At 74.6% G+C, this 17940-nt stretch carries 15 protein-coding genes; 5 read left to right on the top strand and 10 right to left on the bottom strand.

Features of this window, described 5'->3' with window-relative positions; all coding sequences use genetic code 11:
* The first annotated feature begins 37 nt into the window (after positions 1 to 37).
* The 3 genes from BM414_RS16905 to araA are packed head-to-tail and all read left to right on the top strand — an operon-like array spanning position 38 to position 3854.
* Positions 38 to 1660, top strand: a complete 1623-nt coding sequence (locus BM414_RS16905) for a xylulokinase (RefSeq protein ID WP_093581129.1) — start codon at positions 38 to 40, stop codon at positions 1658 to 1660.
* Positions 1657 to 2331, top strand: coding sequence for an L-ribulose-5-phosphate 4-epimerase (locus BM414_RS16910; protein ID WP_093581131.1), 675 nt, complete (start codon positions 1657 to 1659; stop codon positions 2329 to 2331). Before BM414_RS16905 ends, BM414_RS16910 begins: the two co-directional genes overlap by 4 nt.
* 14 nt (positions 2332 to 2345) lie before the next feature.
* On the top strand, positions 2346 to 3854 hold the full coding sequence (gene araA, locus BM414_RS16915; RefSeq protein WP_093581133.1) for an L-arabinose isomerase: 1509 nt from the start codon (positions 2346 to 2348) through the stop codon (positions 3852 to 3854).
* A gap of 78 nt (positions 3855 to 3932) precedes the next feature.
* On the opposite strand, the gene BM414_RS16920 is transcribed toward araA, so the two are convergent.
* The 7 genes from BM414_RS16920 to BM414_RS16950 all read right to left on the bottom strand — a co-directional run bounded on the left by BM414_RS16920 (position 3933) and on the right by BM414_RS16950 (position 11469).
* Positions 3933 to 5180 carry a DUF3500 domain-containing protein gene (locus BM414_RS16920; protein WP_093581135.1) on the bottom strand — a complete coding sequence of 416 codons (1248 nt, stop codon included), beginning with the start codon at positions 5178 to 5180 and terminating at the stop codon, positions 3933 to 3935.
* Entirely contained in the window at positions 5170 to 6024 is an 855-nt protein-coding gene (locus BM414_RS16925; RefSeq protein WP_093581137.1) for a fumarylacetoacetate hydrolase family protein, read from the bottom strand. The genes BM414_RS16920 and BM414_RS16925 overlap by 11 nt, the downstream gene beginning before the upstream one ends.
* Entirely contained in the window at positions 6024 to 7196 is a 1173-nt protein-coding gene (locus BM414_RS16930; RefSeq protein WP_093581139.1) for a glycoside hydrolase family 1 protein, read from the bottom strand. The genes BM414_RS16925 and BM414_RS16930 overlap by 1 nt, the downstream gene beginning before the upstream one ends.
* Positions 7193 to 8116, bottom strand: a complete 924-nt coding sequence (locus BM414_RS16935) for a Gfo/Idh/MocA family protein (protein WP_217644774.1) — start codon at positions 8114 to 8116, stop codon at positions 7193 to 7195. The genes BM414_RS16930 and BM414_RS16935 overlap by 4 nt, the downstream gene beginning before the upstream one ends.
* On the bottom strand, positions 8113 to 9765 hold the full coding sequence (locus tag BM414_RS16940) for an FAD-dependent monooxygenase (protein ID WP_245784786.1): 1653 nt from the start codon (positions 9763 to 9765) through the stop codon (positions 8113 to 8115). Before BM414_RS16940 ends, BM414_RS16935 begins: the two co-directional genes overlap by 4 nt.
* Before the next feature lie 169 nt (positions 9766 to 9934).
* Positions 9935 to 10840, bottom strand: a complete 906-nt coding sequence (locus BM414_RS16945; RefSeq protein ID WP_093581143.1) for an alpha/beta hydrolase — start codon at positions 10838 to 10840, stop codon at positions 9935 to 9937.
* A 71-nt stretch (positions 10841 to 10911) separates the two neighbouring features.
* Positions 10912 to 11469 carry a quercetin 2,3-dioxygenase gene (locus BM414_RS16950; RefSeq protein ID WP_093581145.1) on the bottom strand — a complete coding sequence of 186 codons (558 nt, stop codon included), beginning with the start codon at positions 11467 to 11469 and terminating at the stop codon, positions 10912 to 10914.
* 147 nt (positions 11470 to 11616) lie between these two features.
* Here BM414_RS16950 and BM414_RS16955 point away from each other — a divergent pair, with 147 nt between their 5' ends.
* Entirely contained in the window at positions 11617 to 12378 is a 762-nt protein-coding gene (locus BM414_RS16955) for a dihydrodipicolinate synthase family protein (RefSeq protein ID WP_175551643.1), read from the top strand.
* Between the two features lie 6 nt (positions 12379 to 12384).
* Here the strand turns inward: BM414_RS16955 and BM414_RS16960 are convergent, their stop codons facing one another.
* The 3 genes from BM414_RS16960 to BM414_RS16970 all read right to left on the bottom strand — a co-directional run bounded on the left by BM414_RS16960 (position 12385) and on the right by BM414_RS16970 (position 16117).
* Positions 12385 to 14103 (bottom strand): dihydroxy-acid dehydratase, encoded by a 1719-nt coding sequence (locus tag BM414_RS16960; protein WP_217644775.1) that lies wholly within the window; start codon positions 14101 to 14103, stop codon positions 12385 to 12387.
* A gap of 84 nt (positions 14104 to 14187) precedes the next feature.
* Positions 14188 to 15165: an alpha/beta hydrolase gene (locus tag BM414_RS16965; protein WP_093581151.1), complete on the bottom strand. Its 978-nt coding sequence runs from the start codon at positions 15163 to 15165 to the stop codon at positions 14188 to 14190.
* Positions 15166 to 15313: 148 nt separating this feature from the next.
* Entirely contained in the window at positions 15314 to 16117 is an 804-nt protein-coding gene (locus BM414_RS16970) for an IclR family transcriptional regulator (RefSeq protein WP_093581153.1), read from the bottom strand.
* 184 nt (positions 16118 to 16301) lie between these two features.
* Between BM414_RS16970 and BM414_RS16975 the strand changes: the two genes are divergently transcribed.
* Positions 16302 to 17912, top strand: a complete 1611-nt coding sequence (locus BM414_RS16975) for an ABC transporter substrate-binding protein (protein WP_093581155.1) — start codon at positions 16302 to 16304, stop codon at positions 17910 to 17912.
* Positions 17913 to 17940: the final 28 nt, after the last annotated feature.

Here is a 17940-nt window from a genome sequence, read left to right on the forward strand (position 1 = left end):
CGGCGGCCCGACCGGCCACCGCAGAGCAGGAGGACCGATGTCGGAGAACGCCGGCGCAGCGATCACCGGCGGTCGCACGGCCCTGGGGATCGAGCTCGGGTCGACACGGATCAAGGCGGTGTTGATCGGGCCGGACCACGCTCCGCTCGGGGTCGGCAGCCACGACTGGGAGAACCAGCTCGTGGACCGGCTCTGGACGTATGCGCTGGACGACGTCTGGACCGGGGTGCAGCAGAGCTTCGCGGCTCTGGCCGAGGACGTGCAGCGGCGTCATGGGGTCGACCTGTCCACGGTCGGGGCCCTGGGCGTGTCGGCGATGATGCACGGTTACCTCGCATTCGACGCCGACGGTGAGTTGCTCACGCCGTTCCGCACGTGGCGCAACACGAGCACGGGACGGTCGGCAGAGCGGCTCAGTGCCGAGTTCGGCATCAACATCCCGCACCGGTGGAGCGTCGCGCACCTCTATCAAGCGATGTTGGACGGCGAGGAGCACGTCGGTCGCCTGGACCACCTGACGACCCTGGCCGGCTACGTGCACTGGAAGCTCACCGGCGAGAAGGTCCTCGGCATCGGTGATGCCAGCGGCATGTTCCCCATCGACGACGGCACCCGCGGGTACGACGCCGTGATGCTGGCCCGGTTCGACCAGCTGGCTGCCGAGGCGGGGGTGGACCTGACCCTCGCCGATCTGCTCCCCAGGATCGAGTTCGCCGGCCATCAGGGCGGCGAGCTCACCGATGCCGGCGCGAAGCTGCTCGACCCGACCGGGCGGTTGCGCCCCGGCATCCCGCTCTGCCCGCCCGAGGGTGACGCGGGCACCGGGATGGTCGCCACCAACTCGGTCGCTCCGCGCACCGGCAACGTCTCCGCCGGTACCAGCATCTTCGCCATGGTCGTGCTGGAGCACGAGCTCGCCGGGGTGCACCGCGAACTGGACCTGGTCACCACACCGGCTGGCGACCCGGTGGCCATGGTGCACTGCAACAACGGGGCCAGCGAGCTGGAGGCCTGGGCCGGGCTGTTCACCGAGTTCGCCCGGGCTCTGGGGTCCCAGGCGGACCCGTCGGCGATCTTCGAGATCCTGTTCACCGGGGCTCTCGGTGGTGCCAGTGACGGCGGCGGGATGCTGGCCTACAACTACCTCTCCGGCGAGCCGATCACCGGGCTCGAGGAGGGCCGGCCACTCTTCCTGCGGTCCCCGTACAGCCGGCTGGAACTCGGCACCTTCGTACGGACCCTCCTGTACTCGTCCCTGGCCACGCTCCGGATCGGCATGGACGTCCTGCAGCAAGCCGAGGGCGTGCGGCTCGACCGCATGTTCGCTCACGGCGGCCTCTTCAAGACCGAGGGCGTCGCGCAACGCTTCTTGGCCGCCGCCATCGACACCCCGGTCTCCGTCGGTGACGTCGCCGGCGAGGGAGGCGCCTGGGGCATCGCCGTCCTGGCTGCCTTCGCCGGCAGTCGCTCTCCGGAACGGAGCCTGGCGGACTACCTGGAGACCACGGTCTTCACCGGCGCGGACGTGCGGACAGTCGAGCCGGACCCGGTCGACGTCGCCGGATTCGACGCGTTCATGCAGCGCTACGTCGCCGCGCTCCCGGTCGAGCGGGCCGCCGTCGACCACGTCAGCCCCGCCCAGCGAGGAGAACTCCGATGACCGCCACCCTGACCGAGCGCGGCACGCACCGCGAGCAGCGCGGCCACGTGGCCCGCCTGCACGCCGAGCTGACCCGCTACGGGCTGGTGACCTGGACGTCGGGCAACGTCTCCGAGCGGGTCCCCGGCGAAGACCTGTTCCTCATCAAGGGCAGCGGCGTCTCCTACGACGAGCTGTCCTGGGAGGGCGTCACCGTCTGCGACCTCGACGGCGGCGTCGTAGACGGGGCGTGCAAGCCCTCCAGCGACACCGACGCGCACGCCTTCGTCTACCGGTCCATGCCCGAGGTCGCCGGCCAGGTGCACACGCACAGCCCGTACGCGACGGCGTGGGCGGCGCGCGCCGAGGAGATCCCCTGCGTGCTGACCGCGATGGCCGACGAGTTCGGCGGGCCGATCCCGGTCGGGCCGTTCGCGCTGATCGGCGACGACTCGATCGGGCGGGGGATCGTCGCCACGCTCCGCGGGTCCCGCTCGCCGGCGGTGCTCATGCGCAACCACGGCGTCTTCACCGTCGGCCCGTCGGCCCGGGCCGCGGTCAAGGCCGCCGTCATGGCCGAGGACGTGGCGCGGACGGTGCACCTGTCCCGCCAGCTCGGCGAGCCCGTCCCGATCGCCCAGGAACACGTCGACGCGCTGTACGCGCGCTACCAGAACGTCTACGGACAGTGAGGAGGGGCAGCCCCGTGGTCGCAGACCCGTACGCCCAGCACGAGGTGTGGTTCCTGACCGGCAGCCAGGGGCTGTACGGCGAGGACACGCTGCTGCAGGTCGCCGAGCAGTCGCAGCGGGTGGCCGAGGCGCTCGACGAGGCCGGCGAGGTCCCGGTGCGAGTGGTCTGGAAGCCCGTGCTGACCGACGCCGGGGCGATCCGCCGGACGATGGGCGAGGCCAACGAGGACCCGTCCTGCGTCGGCGTCGTCACCTGGATGCACACCTTCAGCCCGGCGAAGATGTGGATCTCCGGACTCGACGCGCTGCGCAAGCCGCTGCTGCACCTGCACACCCAGGCCGACGCCGCCCTGCCGTGGGCGACGATCGACATGGACTTCATGAACCTCAACCAGGCCGCGCACGGCGACCGCGAGTACGGGTTCGTCCTCACCCGGCTGCGCATGCCGCGGACGACGGTGGCCGGGCACGTGTCCGACCCGCGGGTGCGGGGCCGCGTCGGCTCGTGGGCGCGGGCGGCGGCGGCGGCCACCGCCGTGCGGTCGCTGAAGCTCGCCCGCTTCGGCGACAACATGCGCGACGTGGCCGTGACCGAGGGCGACAAGGTCGAGGCGGAGATCCGCTTCGGCGTCTCGGTGAACACCTGGGGCGTCAACGACCTCGTCGCCGTCGTCGAGGCGGTGGAGGACAAGGCCGTCGACGCCCTCGTGGAGGAGTACGGCGACCTCTACGACCTCTCCGACGGCGCCCGCCCGGACGGGCCGCAGCACGAGTCCGTCCGCTACCAGGCGCGCCTCGAGGCCGCCCTGCGCACGTTCCTGGAGGACGGCGGCTTCGGCGCGTTCACCACCAACTTCGAGGACCTCGGCGGGCTGCGCCAGCTCCCCGGCCTGGCCGTCCAGCGGCTGATGGCCGACGGCTACGGCTTCGGCGGCGAGGGGGACTGGAAGACGTCGGTCCTGCTGCGCACGCTCAAGGTGGCCGGTGCCGGGCTGCCGGGCGGGACGTCGTTCATGGAGGACTACACCTACGACCTCACCGGGACACCGCGCGTGCTCGGCGCCCACATGCTCGAGGTCTGCCCGACGATCGCCGGCGGGCGCCCCCGGGTGGAGGTGCACCCGCTGTCGATCGGCGGCCGCGAGGACCCCGCGCGGCTGGTGTTCACCGCCGCACCCGGCGAGGGCGTCGTCGTCGGGTGGTGCGACCTCGGGGACCGGTTCCGCTGGGTGGCCAACGAGATCGACCTCGTCGAGCCTGACGAGGAGCTGCCCAACCTGCCGGTGGCCCGGGCGGTGTGGCAGCCGCGGCCGGACTTCCCGACGGCGACCGAGGGCTGGCTGACCGCCGGCGGCCCGCACCACACGGTGCTGTCCACCCAGCTCGGCGCCGACGAGCTCACCGACCTCGCCGAGGTGTTCGGCACCGAGCTCGTGCTCATCGACGCCGACACCACCCGCCGGTCGCTGACCAAGGAGCTGCGCTGGAGCGCGGCCTACCACCGGCTGGCGCAGGGCCTCTAGCAGCGTCCTGGCTCACCGCGGCGCGTCCTGGCTCACCACCGACGGTGAGCCAGGACGCGGCACGATCGGCTCACCTGATCACGCGTGGCGAGACTGCCACTCCCTGACCCAGGCGCGGCCGTAGTCGTTGCCGTGCGGGGTGCGCAGCACCGTGTGCACGTGGAAGGGCTTGGGGGTGTCGTAGTCGAGGAAGACGCCGCAGTGGTGGTCGAGCTCGGCGATCACCACCGGCGACTGCACGCGGTAGTAGAAGACGTCGCCGGGCGCGTGCCCGCCGATCCAGGAGAACCACGTCTCGTCCAGGTGCGCCTCGACCTCGCGCATCCGCGCCGCGCGCGGCCCCTCCGGCAGCAGCCGGACGAACGTCGCGACGACGTCGAGCACGCGGGCCCGCGCCTCCGCCGACACCTCCGACAGGCGCACGCCCTCGACCGGGATCACGCGGTTGTCCTGGAACGCGCCGGCCAGGTGCCGCTCGTCGCCGGGGTGCACGCGGCCGGGCGGCATCGCCGGGTCGACCACCTGGGCGTACACGGTGGCCACGGCGCGCTGCTCGCCGGTCAGCGCGGCCATCACGGCGAGACCGGCCTCGATGCGGTCGGCGAAGAGGTCGGCGACGCCGGCGTGCGGGCCCTCGTCGATCTCGTCGGGCTCGGCGCCCACGAACACCGGCGAGACGACCATGCGGCCCTCGACCACCAGCACGTTGACCGCGCAGTGGTGGCCGTAGAGCTGCCAGCCCCACGGGGCGCGCAGGTCGGGGGTGCCGTAGACCGCGACGTTGTAGCTCCAGTCGCCGAGCACGGTGGGCAGGTCGACGACGTCGCCGAGGAAGCCGTTGACCAGCATCGCGGCGTGCACCAGGCCGGCGCCCTCGGGCGACAGCGACGCGCGCACCAGCGACAGCGCCGCCTCCCGCACCTCCGGCGGCTGGAACTCCAGGCGCAGCCCGGTGTCGAACTGCATGAACTCGGGGTTGGCCCAGGTCTGCCACTCGGGCGCGTCGACGGGGAAGCAGACCCGCGCGCGGTCCTCGGGCGTCAGCAGGCCGAGCAGCGCCTCGGCGGCGGCCACCATCGCGGCGACCGGCGCCTCCTCGCCGGGCCCGGCCGGCGTCAGCGGGTGCAGCCCCTCGCGGAGGGTGCCGTCCTCGGTGACCCCGCGGAACGGCGCGAGGTACAGCGGCGTCCAGCCCTCGACCAGGCCGCCGGTGAACGTCCCCGGCGTCCGGGCGTGCTCGCGGTAGGCGTAGGGGTCCATCCCGCGGACCCCGGCCAGCCGCGGGTGGTCGTGCGGGAAGAGGTAGTGCCGGAACTCACCGGCCACGGCGCGCCTCGTTCCCGACGACCGTGTTGCGCAGCACCCCGAGCCGCTCGACCTCCACCTCGACGACGTCGCCGGGCTGCAGGAGCCACGGGGGCGTGCGGGCGTAGCCGACGCCGGACGGCGTGCCGGTGGCCAGCAGGTCGCCCGGCCGCAGCGTGAAGGTGCGGCTGATCAGCGAGAGCGTCTCGCCGACGGGATAGACCATCTCGTCGGTCCGGCCGTCCTGGACGGTCTCGCCGTTGACCCGGGTCCGCACCCGCAGGCCGTCGCGCAGGTCGCCGACCTCCCCGGCCGGGACCAGCGGCCCGAGCGGGCCGGAGCGGTCGCCGTTCTTGCCGAGGATCCACTGCGACGTGAGCTTCTGCGCCCGCCGCGAGGTCACGTCGTTGAACGTGGAGTACCCGACGACGGCGGTCAGCGCCTCGTCCGGTGTGGCGTCGACCAGCGGCGAGCCGACGTAGGCCACCACCTCGCCCTCCCAGTCGAGGCCGTCCTCGTCGGCGGGCACCGGGATCTCCGCGCCGTCCACGGTCAGCGACTGTGTCCAGCGGGCGAACAGCGTCGGGTACGGCGGCACGCCCTCGCCGGCGAAGGAGCCCTCGGCCACGTGCCTGAGGTAGTTCAGCCCGATGCACACCACCCGGGCGCCGGGCAGCACCGGCGGGACGAGCTCGACGTCGCCGACGGGCACGGGGTCCCCGTCGGCCGGACGCCCCAGGTGCGTGGCGGCGTCGGCCCAGAACTCCTCCAGCGGCGCCAGCACCGTCACCGTCGCGCCGTCGTCGGACAGCGCGGCGACCTCGACGCCGGCCGCACCCGGCCGGCGGATCCCCACGACCCGCATCAGGCGAGCCCGTTCCGGCGGGCCACCTCGCCGAGCCACGCGAGGCTCGGCTTGGGCGTGCGGGTGAAGGTCTGCCGGTCGACGGCGACCAGGCCGAAGGTGGGCAGGTAGCCGAGCATCCACTCGAAGTTGTCCAGCAGCGACCAGTGCAGGTAGCCGCGGACGTCGGCGCCGCCCGCGATCGCGGCGGCCAGGGACGTCAGCGCGTCCGTGGTGAAGCGGATGCGGTCGTCGTCGTCGGCGGTCGCGATGCCGTTCTCGGTGACGAACAGCGGCATGCCGGGCAGCACCTCCGCGGCGCGCGAGACGGCAGCACCGAGGGCCTGCGGCCGGCGCTCCATGCCGTGCGCGAGCGTCTGCACCTCCGGCGCCGGCGCGACCAGCCCGTCGGGGCCGAAGCGTGCGGCGGTGTAGACCTGCAGGCCGACGAAGTCGTCGCCGCGGGCGGCCTCGAGGAACTGGTCCTCGAAGGCGGCGCGCTCGGCCTGCATGAGCTGCTCACCGCCCTCCTCGGCGATGTGCTCCCGGCCGACCAGCGTCATGCCGGCGTTGCGGACGTTCCCGCGGAGCACCTCCATCGACCGGGCGTGCAGGCCGAGCAGCGCCTCGGCGACCTCCTGGTCGGGGCGGGGGAGGCCCGTGATCTCCTCGCCGCGCATCGCCATCGCGCCCATCACCGGCTGCGCGGCCATGAGGTTGGGCTCGTTGAGCGTGGCCACGTACTCGGCGTCGGCGAGCACCGGCAGCACGGTCTCGGTGTAGCGGGCGATCCGGTCGCCGGTCTTCGCCCCGGTCCAGCCGCCGTCGTGCACCAGCCAGCGCGGCATCGTGAAGTGCACGAGCGTGACCACCGGGGTCAGCCCGCGGTCGCGGCAGCCGTCGACGATCCGGCGGTAGTGGTCGAGCCCGGCGCGGGAGACCTCGCCCTCCTCCGGCTCGATGCGGCTCCACTCGAGGCTGAACCGGTAGGCGTTCAGGCCGGCGCCGGCCACGAGGTCGAGGTCCTCGGGCCAGCGGTGGAAGGAGTCGCAGGCGTCGCCGCTGGGCTCGCGGAACGGCGAGTGCTCGGCGTGCTCCATCTCCCAGTGGTCGTTGTTCACGTTGCCGCCCTCGACCTGGTGGGCGGCGGTGGCGGAGCCCCAGAGGAAGCCCTCCGGGAAGGTGGTGGTCATCGGGTCTCCTGGGAGGTCGGGACGGGCACGGCGGTGCCCTCGGACAGGGACTGCGCGACGGCGGCGAGCAGGCGCTGCAGCCGGACGCCGGAGTGGACGTCGAGGGCCGGGGGGACGCCGGCGGCGACGGCCGCGGCGAAGTCGGCCACCATGCGGCCGCCCACGACGTCGGGGCGCTCGGCGGAGGGATCGGTCAGCACGAGACGGCCGGCGTCGGTGAGCACCTCGGCCCGCAACGGGCCGCGGGCGCCGGGGGTCGTCGTGGACAGCAGCACCGAGCCGGCCACGCCGCCCGCGTGCCGGGTGGTGACCAGGACGGCGCCGGCGGGCCCGATCGCGGCGCTCACGCGCTCGACCGGCCCGGCCAGCGCGACCAGCAGGTCGAGGGCGTGCGGGCCGACGTCGAGCAGGGCGCTGTCGGCGGTGCGCCAGGGAGTCGCGAACGGTGAGCCGGGCAGGGCCGCGCCGCTGACGAACTGCGTCGTCGCTGCGTCCACGGTCGTGCCGGCGACCTCCTCGAGGAGGGTCCGCACCGCCGTCGACCAGCGGTTGGTCAGGCACAGCTGGGAGACGACGCCGGCCGCGTCCACGGCGCCGGCCAGCGCCTCGGCGGCGGCTCCGGTGGTCGCGAGCGGCTTCTCCAGCAGCAGGTGCCGGCCGGCCCGGGCGGCACCGACGGCGAGGTCGGCCTGCACGTCCGGCGGGACGGCGAAGGCGACCGCGTCGCAGCGCTCGAGCAGTTCCTCGAACGAGCCGGCGGCGACCGCGCCGTGCCGCCCGGCCAGCCCGGCGGCGGCGTCGGGACGCCGCGCCCACACCGCGGTGAGCGTGGTCGCGGGTCCGGCCGCGAGCAGCGGGGCGGTCGCCATGCCCGCCCACGGGCCGGCGCCGACGAGGCCGACGCGCAGCGGGGTGCTCACCGGGACGCCGGTGCGCCGACGGTCGCCGTCCCGAGGACGCGGTCGAACAGCGCGGCGGGATCGGCGACGGCCGGGCCGCGCCAGGCCACGTGCTGGTCGGGCCGCACGAGCACCAGGTCCTCGCCGAGCAGCTCGCGCAGTCCCGGGACGTCGGGCAGGTCGACCACGGTCAGGGGCACGCCCCGCCGCTGCGCCTCGGCGGCCAGCGGCGCGGGGTCGGCGTCGCGGTCCAGCCGCAGCAGGGTGAGCTCGGGGCCGAGCCGGTCGAACAGCGAGTCGCCATCGGCCAGCCAGGCGTGCGGCAGCCGGGCGCCGGGGTGGGCCGACGGGGTGAAGGTGGCCAGCGCCGGCTCGGGCACCGGGCGGCCGTCCGGGACGACGACGGGGGAGTCGGGGTAGTCGTAGCCGAGCACCAGGCCCAGGCTGTGGAACTCGGGGTCCTTGACCTGCAGCGCCTCGGCCAGCGCCGCGCGCAGCTCCCAGCCGGTCGGACCGTCGTCGTCGAGGTCGCGGCCGGTGAAGGCGGGGGCGAGGAAGGCCTCCTGGCTGCCGGCCGCCTCGATGGTCCGCTGCGCCACCGGGCGCCGCTCGGGCTGGTAGCTGTCCAGCAGCGCGGCCGGCGCCCAGCCCCGCAGGACGGCGGCGAGCTTCCAGCCGACGTTCACGGCGTCGCCGACACAGGTGTTGAACCCGTGCCCGCCCCACGGCGGGTTGAGGTGCGCCGAGTCGCCCACGAGGAACACCCGTTCGCCGCGGTAGCGGTCGATCAGCAGCATCCGCGCCTGCCACGGGTCGGTGGCCAGCACCTCGACGTCGATGTCGTCGCCGTTCGCGTCTGTGCCGACCATCGCCCGTACCAGCGCCACCGGGTCGGCGTCCTCGGACACCGTGTCGACGCCCTGGACGATCGCCCACCAGGTGCCGTCGAGGTCGAGGCGGCCCATGAGCCCGCCGCGCTCGGTGCCGATCACCCAGTAGTGGACGCCGAGCGCGCACAGCGGCCGCTCCTCCAGCGCCCGGGAGCGGAAGGTGACGCTGAGGTTGGGCAGCGCTCCGGAGGAGCCCTCGTAGCGTGCGCCGATCGCGCGGCGCGAGATCCCGCCGCTGCCGTCGCAGCCGAGCAGGTAGTCGGCGGCGACGTCGGTGGTCGCGCCGTCCGGGCCCTCGACGGTGGCGCGCACCTCGTCCGGGCCGTCGACGACGGCGGTGACCCGCGAGCCGACCAGCAGCGTGACCGACGGCAGCTCGGCGGCGGCCGCCCGCAGCAGGACCTCGACGTCGGGCTGCGGCGCCTGCTGACCGGCCTCCGCGGCGATCTGGCGCGGCTCGGTCCACAGGCCGAACGCCTCGGGGAAGCGGGTGATCTCGTGGCCGAACAGGCCGGTGCAGAAGACGACGTCCTGGGCGTGCGCGACGGGCAGCGGCGCCGCGGCGCGCAGCCGGTCGGCCAGGCCCCACCGGCGCAGGTGCTCCATCGTGCGGACGCTGGTCGTCTTGGCGCGCGGGCGCAGCGGGTCGAGGACCGTGCGGGGCTCGACGACGAGCACCTCGACGCCCCGCCGGCCCAGCTCGATGGCGGCGGCGAGCCCGCTGGGGCCGCCGCCGGCGACGAGGGCCGGGACCCGGGAGGGAACGTGCGCTTCGGTCACGGGGAACTCCTGTCGGACTGCGGTGCCGGAGGAGCCTCCATCGCGGTGGAGGCTGGACGGGCCGGTGGGCTTCTGGGGCCGCTTCCGGACACGTCGAGCATCGGTGGCGCAGGTCACCCCGCCCCACCCCGTTGCCATTGACCGGCAGACGGCCCCGGACGGTTCCGGATCAGCCCGCGCGCAGGTGAGCCCGCAGGAACGCGACGGTCCGGTCGTGGGCGTCGGCGGCCGCCTCGGGCGCGCCCAGCCACATGTGGTCGGCGCCGTCGTAGGTGTGCAGCTCGACGTCGGCCCCGGCGTCGCTCAGGGCGGCGGACAGCCGCTCGCTCTGCACGCACGGGACGAACCGGTCGGCCCGCCCGTGCAGCAGCAGGAACGGCGGGACGTCCCCGCGCACGTGGCCGACCGGGCTGGCCTGCGCCGCGACGTCGGGGACCGTCGCCGGCGCCGCCCCGAGCAGCTGGGCCTCGCGGGTGGTCGCGTCGGCCGGGTCGGCGCCGGTGTCGGTCGCGACCGCCGCGACGTCGCTGGGCGCGTACCAGGCGGCCACGGCCACGACGGCGCTCGACGGGCCGGTCACGCCGACGTCGCCCTCCAGCGCCGGGTCGGCGACCAGGCCGAGCAGCTCGGCGAGGTGCCCGCCGGCCGACTCTCCCCAGGCGGCAATCCGGTCGCCGTCGACCCCGAGCTCGCCCGCCCGCGCGCGCAGCCAGCGGACGGCGGCCTTGGTGTCGTGCAGTTGCGCGGGCCAGACCGCCTCGCCGGAGAGCCGGTAGTCGGCGCTGGCGACGGCGATCCCGGCCTGCGCGACCCGCTCGAAGAGGCTGCGGCCGGGGAACGCGGGGCCGCCGGAGCGCCGGCTGCCCAGGCGCCAGCCGCCGCCGTGCAGGAAGAGCGCGACCGGGTGGGGGCCCCCGCCGGCCGGCAGGTACAGGTCCAGCTCCAGCGGGCGCACACCCGGGATCGCCGCGTACGGGACGCCGGTCAGGAGCCGGGTGCCGTCGGGGCCGGAGGTGGCCGGCGGCAGGGGAGCGGCGTGGGCCGGCGGCGGGAGCGGCAGGGCGGGGGTGGGCACGCGGGACCTCCTCGGGACGCGCGCCGGGCGCGGCTCCACGAGGAGCCGCGCCCGGTCGGGGAGCGCGGGACTCAGGCCTGCTCGGGCCACTCGAAGTCGCGCATGAACTGCATGTTGTGCTGCTGCGCGGCCGCCTGCATGCGCGGGAAGTCGGGGATGAAGGGGGGCTGGTCCTTCGTCGGGTGGTCGGTCGGCTGGCCCATGTGCTGGAAGAACCGCTCGAAGCCGCCGGAGAGGGTGCCCATCATCCGGGCGTCCTCGACGATCTGGTAGGCGTGAGCGAACCCGGCCGGCACGTAGCCGAAGTCCCCGGGCGTGAGCAGCCGGGACTGCCTGGCGCCCTCGGCGTCCTCGAAGAAGAGCCGCACCTTCCCGTCGAGGACGAAGAACGTCTCGTGGGTCTCGTTGTGCGAGTGCGTCGGGATGACGTCGCCGGCGGGGGAGTCGCTGACGATGATCCCGAACTGGTTCTGCGTCTCGTCGCCGGAGAGCAGCACGGTGAACAGGTCGCCGAAGAGCATCGCGTGCTCGCCCTCGCCGCGCTCGAGCACGTAGGGGACCGGCTTGCCCGGCAGGACGCCCTGCCACTGCGGGCCCTTCTCCGGGTCGATCAGGTACTCGAAGCTCATCTGCACTCCCGGGTCGGGTCGACGGTGACCGTCCGAGCATGGGTGACCCGGGTCACGCACTCCCAGCGCCCTGCCATTGAGCGGCAACCATCCTCCTGCGGTGGCCGAGCCGGGCCCGAGGGCGCCCGCAGGAGCAGGATGCGGGGCATGCCCCTGTTCACCGGCGTCGGTGTCGCCCTGGTCACCCTCTTCTCCGAGGACGGGACGTTGGACGCGCCCGCCACCGCCGACCTGGCGGCGCAGCTGGTCGGCCTCGGCGTGCGGTGCGTGCTCGTCGCCGGGACGACGGGGGAGGCGGCCGCCCTGACCGCCGAGGAGCGGGACGCTCTCGTCGGCGCGGTGCGGGCGGCGGTGCCGGCAGAGGTGCCCGTGCTCGCCGGTACCGGCGCGCCCACCGGCCGGCAGGCGGCGGAGCTGACCGAGCGCGCCTTCGCCGCGGGCGCGGACGCCGTCCTGGTGCTCTCGCCGGCCGGCGTCCCCGATCCGCGGCCGTACTACGACGCGGTCGCGAAGGCGGCTCCCGGGCCGCTGCTGGCGTACCACTTCCCGGGTGCCTCCGCGCCCGGGATCCCCGTCGACCTGCTGCCCGACCTGCCGGTGTCCGGGCTCAAGGACTCCTCGGGGGACGCCGGCCGACTGCTCCACGAGCGCGACGTCTTCGCCGGCGACCTCTACACCGGCGCGACCAGCCTGGTCGGTCTGTGCGGTGCGGTGGGGAGCGCGGGCGCGCTGGTCGCGGTCGCCAACCTCGCGCCCGAGGACGCCGCCGCAGCCTTCGCCGGCGACGCGGAGGCCCAGGTGCGGCTGGCCGCCGTGGACCGCACGGCGTCCGCCGACTTCCCGGCGGGCTACAAGCGGGCCGCCGCGGAGCGCTTCGGCACCTCGGTGGTCACCCGGGTGGGCGGCTGACCGCGCTCAGTGGGACTCGCGGCTCACCGCCGATCCGCTCGAGCCGACGAGGAAGTCCAGGTCCGCGCCGGTGTCGGCCTGCAGCACGTGGTCGACGTAGAGCCGCTCCCAGCCGCGCCGGGGGTCGGCGAAGGCGGCGACGGTCGCCTCGCTCGGCCGGCGCCGGGCCAGTTCGTCGTCCGGGACCTCGACGTCGATCCGCCGGGCCGCGACGTCCAGCGTGACGACGTCGCCGGTGCGCACGAGGGCCAGCGGGCCGCCGGCCGCCGCCTCCGGCGCCACGTGCAGGACGACGGTGCCGTAGGCGGTGCCGCTCATCCGCCCGTCGCACACCCGCACCATGTCGCGCACCCCCTGCTCCAGCAGCTTCCTCGGCAGCGGCATGTTCGAGACCTCGGGCATGCCGGGGTAGCCCTTCGGGCCACAGCCCCGCAGGACGAGCACCGAGTCGGCGTCGACGTCGAGGTCGGGGTCGTCCAGCCGGGCGTGGAGGTCCTCGATGGAGTCGAAGACCACCGCCCGGCCGCGGTGCCGCATGAGGTGTGGCGACGCCGCGGCCGGCTTGACGACCGCGCCGGACGGCGCGAGGTTCCCGCGCAGGACGGCGATGCCCCCGTGCTCGACCAGCGGCTCCCCGCGAGGCCGGATCACCTGCGGGTCCCAGATCGGGGCGTCGTCGAGGGTGTCGACCAGCGGTCTGCCAGTGACGGTGATCGCGGTCGGGTCGAGCAGGTCGCGGACCTGGGCCAGCACGGCGAGCAGGCCGCCGGCGCGGTGGAGGTCCTCCATGAGGAACCGCCCCGCCGGGAGCAGGTCGACGAGCACCGGCACGCCCGAGCCGATGCGGTCGAAGTCGTCGAGCGTCAGGTCGATCCCCAGCCGGCCGGCGATGGCCAGCAGGTGGACGACGGCGTTCGTCGACCCGCCGATGGCGGCCAGCGCCACGATGGCGTTGGCGAAGGACCCCTCGGTGAGGAACGTCGAGGGCCGGCGGTCGGCGGCCACCATCTCCACCACCAGCCGACCCGTTCCGTGCGCGGCCTCCAGCAGGCGGCTGTCCGCGGCGGGGGTGCCGGCGACCCCGGGGACGACGGTGCCCAGCGCCTCGGCGACGAGCGCCATGGTCGAGGCGGTGCCCATCGTGTTGCAGTGCCCGCGGCTGCGGATCATCGCCGACTCGGACCGCGTGAACTCCTCCGCCGACAACGTGCCCGCGCGGACCTCCTCGGAGAGCCGGAACACGTCGGTGCCGCAGCCCAGCGGCACCCCGCGGAAGGTGCCGGTCAGCATGGGCCCGCCCGGGACGACGACAGCGGGCAGGTCGACCGAGGCGGCGGCCATGAGGAGCGACGGGATCGTCTTGTCGCACCCGCCGAGCAGCACCAGCCCGTCGACCGGGTTGGCCCTGAACATCTCCTCCATCTGCATCGCGGCCAGGTTGCGCCAGAGCATCGCCGTGGGCCGGACCTGCGTCTCGCCCAGACCGAGCACGGGCAGTTCCAGCGGGGTGCCGCCGGCGGCGTGGACGCCGTCGCGCACGGCGGCCGCGACCTCGGAGAGGTGGCGGTTGCAGGGCACGAGGTCGGAGGCGGTGTTCGCGATGGCGATCTGTGGGCGGCCGAACGCGTCGTCCGGGACGCCGCGGCGCATCCACGCCCGGTGGATGTAGGCGTTGCGGACGTCGCCGGAGTACCACTGCGCGCTGCGGAGGGTCACGGCCGCCATCCTCGCTCCGTGCTCGGACGGTGGTCCAGACGAGCGCACGCACCGTGCGGGCCGTCGTCCTGACCGGGCCGGGAGAGGAGGCGGTCAGACGGCGGCGTCCCGCCTCCGCTCGGTGCCGAGGACCACGTCGGCCATCAGGGTCAGCGCCCGCTCCACCGGCTCGACGTCGGCCGCCGGCATGTTGAGGAAGCCGTGCAGCATGCCGGGCACCAGCACCTGACGGACGTCGACGCCGGCGAGCGCCAGCGCCGCCGTGAACGCCTCGGCCGAGGCGCGCAGGTCGTCGTACTCGGAGTTGAGCAGCAGGACCGGGCAGAGCCCGTCGAGGACGGCGGTGGCCGGCATCGCGTACCCGTCGGCCCGGCTCTCCGGCCCGCCCAGGTAGTTACGGGTGATCGACGCGCGGTCCTCGGGCAGGAAGCGGAGCAGCCGCGGGACCTCGGTCATGAGCGCCGCGAGCGCCGTGGACGGGGCCGGGACGACGGCGTGCAGTGTCGTGTAGGCCAGCACCAGGGCCGCGGGCTGCCAGCCGTCGTCGTCGCGGAGTCGCAGGGCCGCCCCGGTGGCCAGGTTGCCGCCGGCGCTGGCGCCGCCGACCGTGATGCGGTCGGGGTCGATGCCCAGGTCGGCGGCGGAGTCGCGGACCCAGCGCACGGCGGCGACGGCGTCGTCGTGGGGGACCGGGTAGGTGACCCCGCCGACGCAGAGCCGGTAGTCGACGCTCACGACGACCGCGTCGGCCCGCTCGCAGACCTGCCGCGCGGTCCAGTCGGCCTCCGGCATGTCCAGGTCGCCCATGCGGAAGGCCCCGCCGTGCAGCCACACGAAGCACGGCCGGCCGCCGCCGCCGCCCTCGGGCTCGTAGACGCGCACGGGCACGTCGCCGTGCGGCCCAGGCGCCGACGCCGACCGCGTGGCGACGGCCGGCGGCTCGGGTGCCCCGGCGATCGACGTGAACGCGTCCAGCCGCGCGCGCTGCTCCGGGTCGGCCAGGCCCTGCTCGAAGGACTCGATGCCCTCGAGCAGGTGCAGGTTCGAGGCGATGGCGGGATGGATCGGCACGGGTCCTCCGGCGGGTCGGCGGTGGTCCAGGCCACCTTCGCCATCAGGCCGGCCGTCGGGCGATGCACCTGCCATTGACCGGCAGGGACGGCCCCGTCCGGAGGCTCGGCCCGAGCGTGCGAGGGCTGAGAGGGACGGGGTCCTCCGATCAGCGGCCGAGCGGCCGCCGGGCACCGAGCTCACGGGAGATCGCGCGTGCCGCGGTGCGCACGGCCGGGCCGAGCAGCCGCGCGTCGGCGCGCTCCTCCGGCACGACCACCGACAGCGCCGCCGACAGCCGGTCCTGCGCGTCGAACACGGGCGCGGCGACGGACACCAGCGGCTGGGGGACCTTGCGGCGGAAGTGCGCGAGCCCCTCGCGGCGGACGTCGGCGAGCGTCCGCCGTAGCGCCGCCTCCGACACCGGGACCCGCTCGGGCTCGTGCAGCAGCGGCCGGGACAGGTACTCCTCCTGCACGTCGTGGTCGGCGTAGGCGAGCAGCACGAGGCCGACGCCGGTCGAGTGCAGCGGCAGCCGGCCGCCCACCTGGTAGAGCACCGGGATCGCCGCGTGCGCCGAGAGCCGCTCCACCAGGACGGCGTCCCCGCCCTCCCGCACGGCGAGCAGCACGTGCTGGCGGGTGACCTCCTCGAGGTCGCCCAGGTAGGGCATCGCCACCTGGCGCAGGCCGCGGGCGCGTGGCGCCAGCGAGGCGACCTCCCACAGCCGCAGCCCCACGGTGAACCGGCCGTCGGCGCCGCGCTCGAGCGCGCCCCAGGCCTGCAGCCGCCCGGCGAGCCGGAGCGTGGAACTGGTCGGGATGCCGCTGCGGCGGGACAGCTCGCCGAGGGTCAGCGCGGGGTGTGCGGCGTCGAAGGCGGACAGCAGTGCCAGCGCCCGGTCGACCACCGGATCGCCCTGTGGCGGCCGGCGGCCGCGGACGCGCGCCACGGGGGGTGGGTCGTCGGTCATCTCCCGGTCACCTCCCGGTCACTGATGAGGCGCGCACCACACTGGCGTTCCATTCAACGGCATTGTGCCTGACGCCACACCCGGGTCGTCCTCATCGTCTACGTCAGTCGGGCGGAGTCGCCCGCGCGGCCGCCGGTCGGCCGTCCAGACCCCTCGACCCGTCGAGGATGGGGAGCCAGGACACATGATCAAGATCTCTCGACTGCGACTGCGACTGCGCAGCTCGGCCACGCGGCCGATGTCGGTCCGCATCGGTGCGGCGACCATCGCCCTCGCGACGGCCACCACGCTGGCCGCCTGCGGTGGCAACGGCGGCGGCGGTGGCGGCGGCGGCGCCGGCAGCGCGAGTGCCGAGGGCACGCTGACCTTCGCCTACGACGCGGACGCCGCCCCGACCGGCTACGACCCGCTGCTCTACTCGCAGGGCCAGTTCACCTTCTTCAGCGCGATGTACGACGCGCTGTTCGTGACCCAGGCCGACGGCACCGTCGCACCGAGCCTGGTGACCGAGTTCTCCAACAACCCCGAGAACACCCAGACGACGCTGTCCCTGCGGGAGGGCGTCACCTTCACCGACGGGTCGCCGCTGGACGCCGAGCTGGTCAAGGTCAACCTCGACCGGCGCAGCGACGAGGACCTGGAGGCCTACGGCGCCATCGCCCCCGGCGGCGCGAGCGAGATCACCGACGTCACGGTGTCCGACCCGCAGACCGTGGTCATCACCTGGGCCCAGCCGCAGGCGACGCCCGAGAACAACCTCGTCGACACCGCCGGCATCATCGTCGGCCCGGCCGGCGTCGCCGACCCCTCATCGCTGGAGACCACGCCGGACGGCTCGGGCGCCTACACGCTCAACGCCGACGAGACGACGCGGGCGAGCACCTACACCCTCGACAAGAACGACGAGGCGTGGGCCGCCGACGAGTGGAGCTACGACACGATCGTCTTCGACGTCATCACCGACCCGCAGGCCCTCGCCAACGCGGTGGTCTCCGGCCAGGCCGACGTCGCGACCGTCCTGGACCCGACGACGATCGACCTGGTCGAGCAGCGGCAGCGGACGGTGAGCGTCGGCGGCACCATCGTCGGCTTCCCGGTCATCGACAAGACCGGCGCGAACAACCCCGCCTTCGCCAGCGAGCAGGTGCGGCTGGCGATGATCCACGCCACCGACCGCGAGACGCTGGTCAACGACCTGCACGACGGCTCCCGGCCGACGTCGCAGCTGTTCCCCGAGAGCGCTCCCGGGTTCGACCCGGCGATCGACGAGGAGTTCGCCTACGACCCCGACCGCGCCCGGGAGCTGCTCGCCGAGGCCGGGTTCCCGGACGGCATCGACGTCAACTACACGGTCCTCGGGCAGCCGGACGAGGACGCCGTCGCGATCCAGGGCCAGTGGGCCGAGGTCGGGATCCGGCTGAACTTCGTCACCGCGACCTCGACCGACCAGGTGTTCGCCGCGGTGCGCACCGACCCGGTCATCTTCGGCCCCTTCACCGTCGGCGCGCAGCCCGCCGGCTTCATCGCCGGCGTGCTCTACGGCGGGTTCATGAACATGCAGGGCGCCACCGAGCCGGAGATCGAGTCCTCCCTCGGCGCTGCCCTCGGTGCCACCGGTGACGCGCAGGAGCACGCCCTGACCGACCTCAACCGGGCCATCACCGCCAACGGCTGGTTCGTCCCGGTGTACGAGGACTTCACCTACGCCGGCTACAACGCCGAGTCCGTGTCGGAGCCGGCCTTCGCCGGGACCAACAACTACCTGGTCCTGTCGGAGATCCAGCCCGCCAGCTGAGGCCACCGGCCGGTGGCCGCGGAACCCT

Source organism: Geodermatophilus amargosae (assembly GCF_900116515.1).
Lineage (GTDB): Bacteria > Actinomycetota > Actinomycetes > Mycobacteriales > Geodermatophilaceae > Geodermatophilus > Geodermatophilus amargosae.